The organism is Uniformispora flossi, assembly GCF_049534875.1.
Classification (GTDB): domain Bacteria; phylum Actinomycetota; class Actinomycetes; order Streptomycetales; family Streptomycetaceae; genus Yinghuangia; species Yinghuangia aomiensis.
Genome location: NZ_JBMULZ010000044.1, coordinates 1 through 6,843 on the forward strand (window position 1 = coordinate 1; position 6,843 = coordinate 6,843).

4 protein-coding genes and 1 pseudogene are annotated in these 6,843 nt (G+C 73.6%); all 5 read right to left on the reverse strand.

What is annotated here, in order from left to right:
• Positions 1-366: 366 nt before the first annotated feature.
• Positions 367-987 (reverse strand): annotated as a pseudogene (gene scpB, locus ACPA54_RS38870) (SMC-Scp complex subunit ScpB); the annotation flags it as partial.
• Positions 988-2,060: 1,073 nt separating this feature from the next.
• Entirely contained in the window at positions 2,061-3,398 is a 1,338-nt protein-coding gene (locus ACPA54_RS38875) for a segregation/condensation protein A (RefSeq protein WP_423537271.1), read from the reverse strand.
• Positions 3,399-3,653: 255 nt separating this feature from the next.
• Positions 3,654-4,313, reverse strand: coding sequence for a hypothetical protein (locus ACPA54_RS38880; RefSeq protein WP_423537273.1), 660 nt, complete (start codon positions 4,311-4,313; stop codon positions 3,654-3,656).
• On the reverse strand, positions 4,298-5,272 hold the full coding sequence (locus ACPA54_RS38885; protein ID WP_231779721.1) for a ParA family protein: 975 nt from the start codon (positions 5,270-5,272) through the stop codon (positions 4,298-4,300). Before ACPA54_RS38885 ends, ACPA54_RS38880 begins: the two co-directional genes overlap by 16 nt.
• A gap of 368 nt (positions 5,273-5,640) precedes the next feature.
• Positions 5,641-6,567: a site-specific tyrosine recombinase XerD gene (locus ACPA54_RS38890; RefSeq protein WP_423537275.1), complete on the reverse strand. Its 927-nt coding sequence runs from the start codon at positions 6,565-6,567 to the stop codon at positions 5,641-5,643.
• Between the last annotated feature and the right edge of the window lie 276 nt (positions 6,568-6,843).

A 6,843-nucleotide genomic window follows, 5' to 3' on the forward strand; every position in this document is an offset into this window, starting at 1 on the left:
GGCCGGCGGCGGCCCCGCGGCCCGCGCCGCCGTCGCGTCCCCCGGACCCGCCGCGCGCACCGCGCGGGGCGCCCGAGCGCTCGTCGCGGTCGTTGCCCGCGCCGCGGTAGTTTCCGCGGCCGGAGCCCTGCCTGCCTGTGCCAGCCATCAATCGTCCGTAGTCGTCTGACCGGTCTCCTCGTCCGGGGCCGGAACTGCCTCGGGCACGGACGCGCTACCGGTGTCGGTGGGGTCGGGTGCCGCGGGGGCGGGATCGGCCGGAGCACCGTCCATGGGCTCCTCGGCATCCGCCGCCGCGGGGTCTTCCCCACCAGTATCCCCGGTTCCGCCGCCCCCGGCTGCCACCGGGCCGGACGAGCGCACCGGGAAGCCGTCCAGGCCGCCCTCGGTCTCCGCTTCCAGCGCCTCGACCTCGGGCAGGAACGGGGCCAGCTCGGGCAGCTCGTCGAGACTCACCAGCCCCATGCGCTCCAGGAAGAAGTCCGTCGTGCGGTACAGGAACGCGCCGGTGTCCGGCTCGACCCCGTACTCCTCGACGAGACCGCGCGCCAGCAGGGTGCGCATGACGCCGTCGCAGTTCACGCCGCGCACCGCGGAGATCCGGCTGCGGCTGACCGGCTGCCGGTAAGCGACCACGGCGAGGGTCTCCAGCGCGGCCTGGGTCAGCTTCGACTGCTGCCCGTCGAGAACGAACTTCTCCACCGCCTCGGCGTGCTCCGGCCGCGTGTAGAAGCGCCAGCCGCCCGCCACCTGCCGCAGATCGAAGCCCCGGCCCTGGTCGGTGTACTCCTGCGCCAACTCGCGCAGCGCGGCCAGCACCGCCTCGGTCGGCTGCTCGAGCACCTGCGCCAGCACGATGTCCGGGACGGGGCTCTCGACCACCATGAGCACGGCTTCGAGCTGGGGCTTGAGGTGGTCGGGATCACCGAGGGGATAGGGGGTCGCGTCGGTGGCGGAGGCAGGGTCGGCTGGGGCCGGTTCCGGCATCGGGCTCGGCTCGGTGGCGGGAGCCGGGACCGTCGGGGCGGGGGCCGTGGCGCTCTCCGCGGCGGGGTGGGACGGCTCGGGCCGGGCGTTCCCCGTCGGGTCGGCGGCGACCGGTTCGGTCCCCGGGCTCGGCTCCGCGGCCGGGGCGGGGACGGTCAAGGTGGGAGCGGCGCCCGACGCGGGGCCCGGCACGGTCGGGGCGACGGCTGCGGCGCCCGGCGCCCCCGGGTGCGGCAGCCGGGACTGCGCGCGTCGGTCCGGGGCTTTGCCCTCGGGGACCGGCCGTTCGGTTGCGGCCGCGTCCGCTGCCTCGGGGCCCGACATCGCGGTGTCCGGCGCGTGCGGGTGGGCGGGGGCGTGCGGGTCCGCCCCGGCGGTGGTGCCCGGCTCGGCGGCGGTGTCGGGAACGGCGGCGGTGTCGGCAACGGTGGGCGGCGAGGCCGCTGCGGTCGGAGCGCCCGGGTCGTCCAGGTGAGGCCCTGCGTGCCGGTCCGGGCCGACCGCGGAGCCCGGCACCACGCCCTCGGGCACCGGCCGGCCGGTTGCGCTCGCGTCCGCCGCCCAGGGGCCCGACATCGCGTTGTGCGGCCCGTGGGGGCGGGCGTGGGCATGCGTGTCCGCCCCGGCGGTAGTGCCCTGCTCGCCGGAGGGGTTCGGGACCACCGGCGGGACGGCAGCCGTTTCGTGCGCCCGGAGCCGGGCGTGCCCGTCCTGACCCGTGCCGGAGCCCACACCGGCAGCGGACCCCGACTCGACGGCGGAATCGGGCACGCCGACCGGCAGTTCCGCGGCGCTCGGCTCGTGCGATCCATGTTCCGGTCGGGCACGCTCTTCACCTTCGGCGCCGGTCGGGTCGGACCCGTCCGCGTCCGCACCCGGCTCCACGGCGTCACGCTCGTCGTCCCCCAGCGCGGTTCCCGGGGCTGCCTCGCGCTGGGGCGGAAGACCGGCCGCGGTGTCGGGGGCGGCCGTTGCGCCGGTCCCGGCACCCGGCTCAGCGCCCGGCTCGGCGGTCGGGGTCTCCGGCGCGGCGGGCGGCTCGTCCGGCGGCTCGATCCAGAATCCGTCGTCGGTCATACCTGCGCCTCCACGTCCTGCCCGTCCGCCACGTCGTCCGCGGCCTCCTCGTCGTGCCCGTCCCGCTCGTCGTCCCGCTCGTCCGCGGCGCCGTCGGCCATCGCGAGGATGTCCGCAGCGGTGACCACGTCGCCCGGGGCCGGGCCGGCCGGCTCGTCGTCGGCGTCCGCGCCGTCCGCTTCGTCGAATTCGGCGCCGACCTGCGGGGCGTCCGTGTCGCCGCCGGTCCAGCGCACGTGCAGTTCGCCGAGCGCCTCGACCTGGTCGAATCCGACCGCCGCTTCGCGGAACAGCTCCAGCAGGCACAGGAACCGCGCGATGACGTGCAGCTTGTCCGGGCAGTCCGCGGTGAGCGCGCGGAACGTCAGCGCGCCGTGCCGCCGCAGGCGCTCGACGACGATCGCCGACTGCTCGCGCACGCTGACCCGCTGCACGTGGATGTGCTCGATCGAGACCAGCTTCGGGGACTTCGGCGCCATCGCCCGCGCCGCGAGCCGCGCGAACTTGTCGAGGTCCATCTTGATGACGATCTCGGGGAGCAGACCCGTGTAGCGGTCTTCGAGGGGCACGTCGCGCGGGTAACGGCGCCCCTCGTTCGCCCAGCGCTCGTCGAAGATCGCCGCGATCTGCTTGTACGCCCGGTATTGCAGGAGCCGCGCGAACAGCAGGTCGCGGGCCTCGAGCAGCGCGAGGTCTTCCTCGTCCTCGACTTCGGCGGCGGGCAGCAGCCGCGCGGCCTTGAGGTCGAGCAGCGTGGCGGCGACGACGAGGAACTCGGTGGCGACGCCGAGGTCCCAGTCGGGGCCTTGCGCGCGGATATACGCGATGAACTCGTCGGTGACCTTGGAGAGCGAGACCTCGGTGACGTCGAGCTTGTGTTTGGCGATCAGCCCGAGGAGCAGGTCGAAGGGGCCCTCGAAGTTGTCGAGGCGGACGGCGAAGCCCTTGTGGTCGGCGGCGGTGCCGTCGGCCGCGGCCTCGTCGGGTGCCGCCTCGCCGTCCGTAGCCCCGTCACCGTCCGGTGCCTCGTCGTCGCCGGGCGCTCCGTCGTTCTCCGGTACCGCCTCGCCGTCCGAAGCCCCGTCACCGTCCGGTGCCGCAACCCCGTCGCCAGCCTCGCCGCCGGCCTCGGCTTCCGTCGGGACCGCTTCGTCCGTCGTGTCCGGAACCGGCCCGTTTACCGGCCCGTCGTCCGCGGTAGCCGGGTCGACCGCGCCCGTGCTCTCCGCGGCCGGCTCCCAGGCCTCCGCGCCCGCGGCGCCCTGCGTCGGGACGGCAGCGGGCCCGCGGCCGAGCGAGCGGCGGGCCGGGGGGACGGAGTTCGCAGTGGACATCGGGTTCCATGGTGCCGGGAATCGGGCATACCGGCAGGTTGCCCCGCCGCGGGACTCTGGATTTTCCAGCCAGGGACGACGGTGAGCAAGCCGCCCCCCGCGAAATCCGGCCCGCCCGGCCCACGGCTTTCCCTGCGCGGAAATGCCTCCGGCCGGCCGGCAAGCCCCGGTAGACACAACAAACGCGGACCCCGACCGGCAAGGCCTACGCCCTGCCGCCCGAGATCCGCGTCCGCAAAAACCCCGACCGGGCCGTCAGTGACCCGGTCCACCGCCCCGCAGCCGTCGCACCAGAATGCTCGCCTCGCCGCGGGCCTCCAGATCGGCCAGCACCACGGCAATCGCCTCGCGCACTATCCGGCCACGGTCCACCGCGAGCCCGAAGTCCCCGCGCAGTGTGAGCCGGGCGTGTTCGAGGTCCATCAGTTCCTCGGCCGACACGTACACGGTGATCTTCTCGTCGTGCCGCTCCCGGCCGCTCGGCCGCCGCTGCACGCGGCCGCGCCGCGGTGCGGGGCGGGCCGCCGCCGCGTCGCGGGCCTGGGCCGGCGGCGGGACGGTGCGCTCGGTGGTGCGGGCTTCCTGCGCCTGGGCGCTCATCGCGTCGGCGGCCGCGGCCGCCGCGGCGGACGCCGAAACGGTGCCGTCCCCGCCGGAGTTCCCCGCACCGGCCGCCTCGGCTTCCGCGTCGGGTCCGGCCGACGGCGCGGGGACCGCGCGGACGTGCCCGTTTCCGGGCCCCCCCGGCACCCCGGACGCCCCGGGCGTTCCGACCGCGTCGGGCGCGGCGGTTCCGACCGCCGGCGCCGGGCCGGAGCCGTCCCCGTTCGGACCGGGCTGACGCGGGGTCAGTCCGGCGCCGCCGGTGGTGCGGAACAGCTCGTCGGCGCCCGGCAGACTCACTCGGCGCGGCACCGGGCGAGCACCTCCCTCGCAAGCTGGCGATACGCGGCGGCTCCCACGGAGTTCGACGCGTACGTCGTGATCGGTTCCCCGGCGACGGTGGTCTCCGGGAACCGGACCGTGCGTCCGATGACCGTGTGGAACACCTGTTCGCCGAACGCCTCGACGACGCGGGCGAGCACCTCGCGGCCGTGCACGGTGCGCACGTCGTACATGGTCGCCAGGATGCCGTCGAGCACGAGGTTCGGGTTGAGCCGCTCGTGCACCTTCTCGATCGTCTCGGTCAGGAGCGCGACACCGCGGAGCGCGAAGAACTCGCATTCCAGCGGCACGATCACGCTGTCCGCGGCGGTGAGGGCGTTGACCGTGAGCAGGCCGAGGGACGGCTGGCAGTCGATGATGATGTAGTCGTAGTCCTGCACCAGCGGCCGGATGGCACGTGCCAGCGTCGTCTCGCGTGCGACCTCGGTGACGAGCTGGACTTCGGCCGCCGAGAGGTCGATGTTGCTCGGCAGCAGGTCCATGCCCGGGATGATGGTCTTCAGCAGGACGTCGTCGGCACTGAGGTGCGACTCCATCAGCAGGTTGTAGACGGTGAGTTCCAGCTCCATGGGGTTGACGCCGAGGCCGACCGAGAGGGCGCCCTGCGGGTCGAAGTCCACGAGCAGCACGCGCCGTCCGTACTCCGCGAGTGCGGCACCCAGGTTGATGGTCGACGTGGTCTTGCCGACGCCGCCCTTCTGGTTGCACATCGCGATGATCTTGGCGGGGCCGTGTTCGCTCACCGGTCCGGGGACCGGGAAGTACGGCAACGGACGGCCGGTCGGCCCGACGCGCTCGCGGCGCTGGGTCGCGGCGTCGGGGGCGAGGGTCGCGGCGTACTCGGGGTCGGGCTCGTAGTCGGCGTCCGGGTCGAACGGACCGCCGCGCAGCTCTTCGGCGTACCGGAGTTCGTCGTCGTAGTAGTACATGTCGTACGCGTATTCGTCCGACTCGACCCCGCGCGGGCCCGAGTCGACCGCAGAACCTTCCGCACCCGCATGGTCGGCCGTCGACGGGAGCGCGCCGTCGCGCATCCCCTGCTGCTCCGCGGCAGAGCCCGGCGCGGGGATCCCCGCTCCGCTGCCCTGAACCGACCCACGGGGGGCCTGGGCCGACGCTGGCTGGGCACCCCCGGGAGCAAATGTCGACTCATTCACAAGTCGTCTTACCTCCTTGCCGACCAGGCCATTTCTTGCTTCGTCAGCGTGACGATCCGGTGCTGACGGTTCGCGACTCTATGGCGTGTCGCATGGTCGCAGCAAGGCGAACCGCCCGACCCATGCAACATCGCACCGGTTCAGTCAAGAGCCCGCGGGTGGGAAGCTGCGTACACCTCGCGAAGTCGATCAATCGTGACCAGCGTGTAGACCTGAGTGGTCGTCACCGATGCATGTCCCAGCAGTTCTTGGACAACTCGGACATCCGCTCCGCCGTCCAGCAGGTGTGTCGCGAACGAGTGCCGCAACGTGTGCGGCGACATCGGCTCGGTCAACTGCGCGCGCTTGGCGGCCGATCCGAGCACCGTCCAACCGCTCTGCCGGGACAGCCGGCCGCCGCGGGCGTTGAGGAACAACGCGGGGCCACCGCGACCGTTTCCGACCAGATCCGATCGGCCGCGTCCGAGGTACGCGCCCACCGCTTCCGCGGCATACGAACCGACGGGCACCACACGCTGCTTGCCGCCCTTGCCGGAGAGGACCACGGTACGGGCCGTCAGATCGACATCGTCGATATCGAGACCGACCGCTTCGGAGATCCGCGCCCCGGTGCCGTACAGCAGTTCCAGCAGGGCCCGGTCGCGCAATCCGAACGGCGGATCCGCCGCGCCGGCGGCCGCCAGCAGCGCCTCGATACGGTCCAGCGGCACGGCTTTCGGCAGCCGCAACGGCGGTGCCGGCGGGGCGATTTCGGCGGCGACATCCCGTTCGACCCGGCTTTCGCGCAGCCAGAACTTGTGCAGTCCGCGGACCGCCACCACCGCGCGCGCCGCGGACGATTCGGCGAGCGCGGGGCCGTGATCGTCGCCGGTACGCAACGCGCCCGCGTAGGCGGCGACATCGGCCGCGGTGATCTCGGCCGCCGAAGCGCGGCCAAGGGCGTCGAGAAAGGCCAGATATCGACCCAGGTCGCGGCGGTAGGCCGCGAGGGTGTTGGGGGCCAGGCCGCGTTCTACGGCGAGGTGGTCGAGGTAGGCCCGTGTCGCGTGGGTCAAAGTTTCGGACACGTGGCTCCTTCGACGGTGCTCACCTTCACTGGGCCCTCCCTCTCCCGCCGCGAGTGCCCTCCCCCACCCCCGCCGCCACCGCGAGTCTCGTCCGGCCCGTCCGCTGTCGTGCAACGCGAAAGAGCCGGCCTGTGGATGGCCACCCCAACGGGTGGTTCCCGCGCAGGTTATCCACCGCAAAACGCGCGATGCCGGTCCCACGCCATTGTGGGACCGGCAACCCCCGTCCGACCGCGCCAGCGGCCCTCGGGGGCCGGTCTCATATAAACAAAAGAA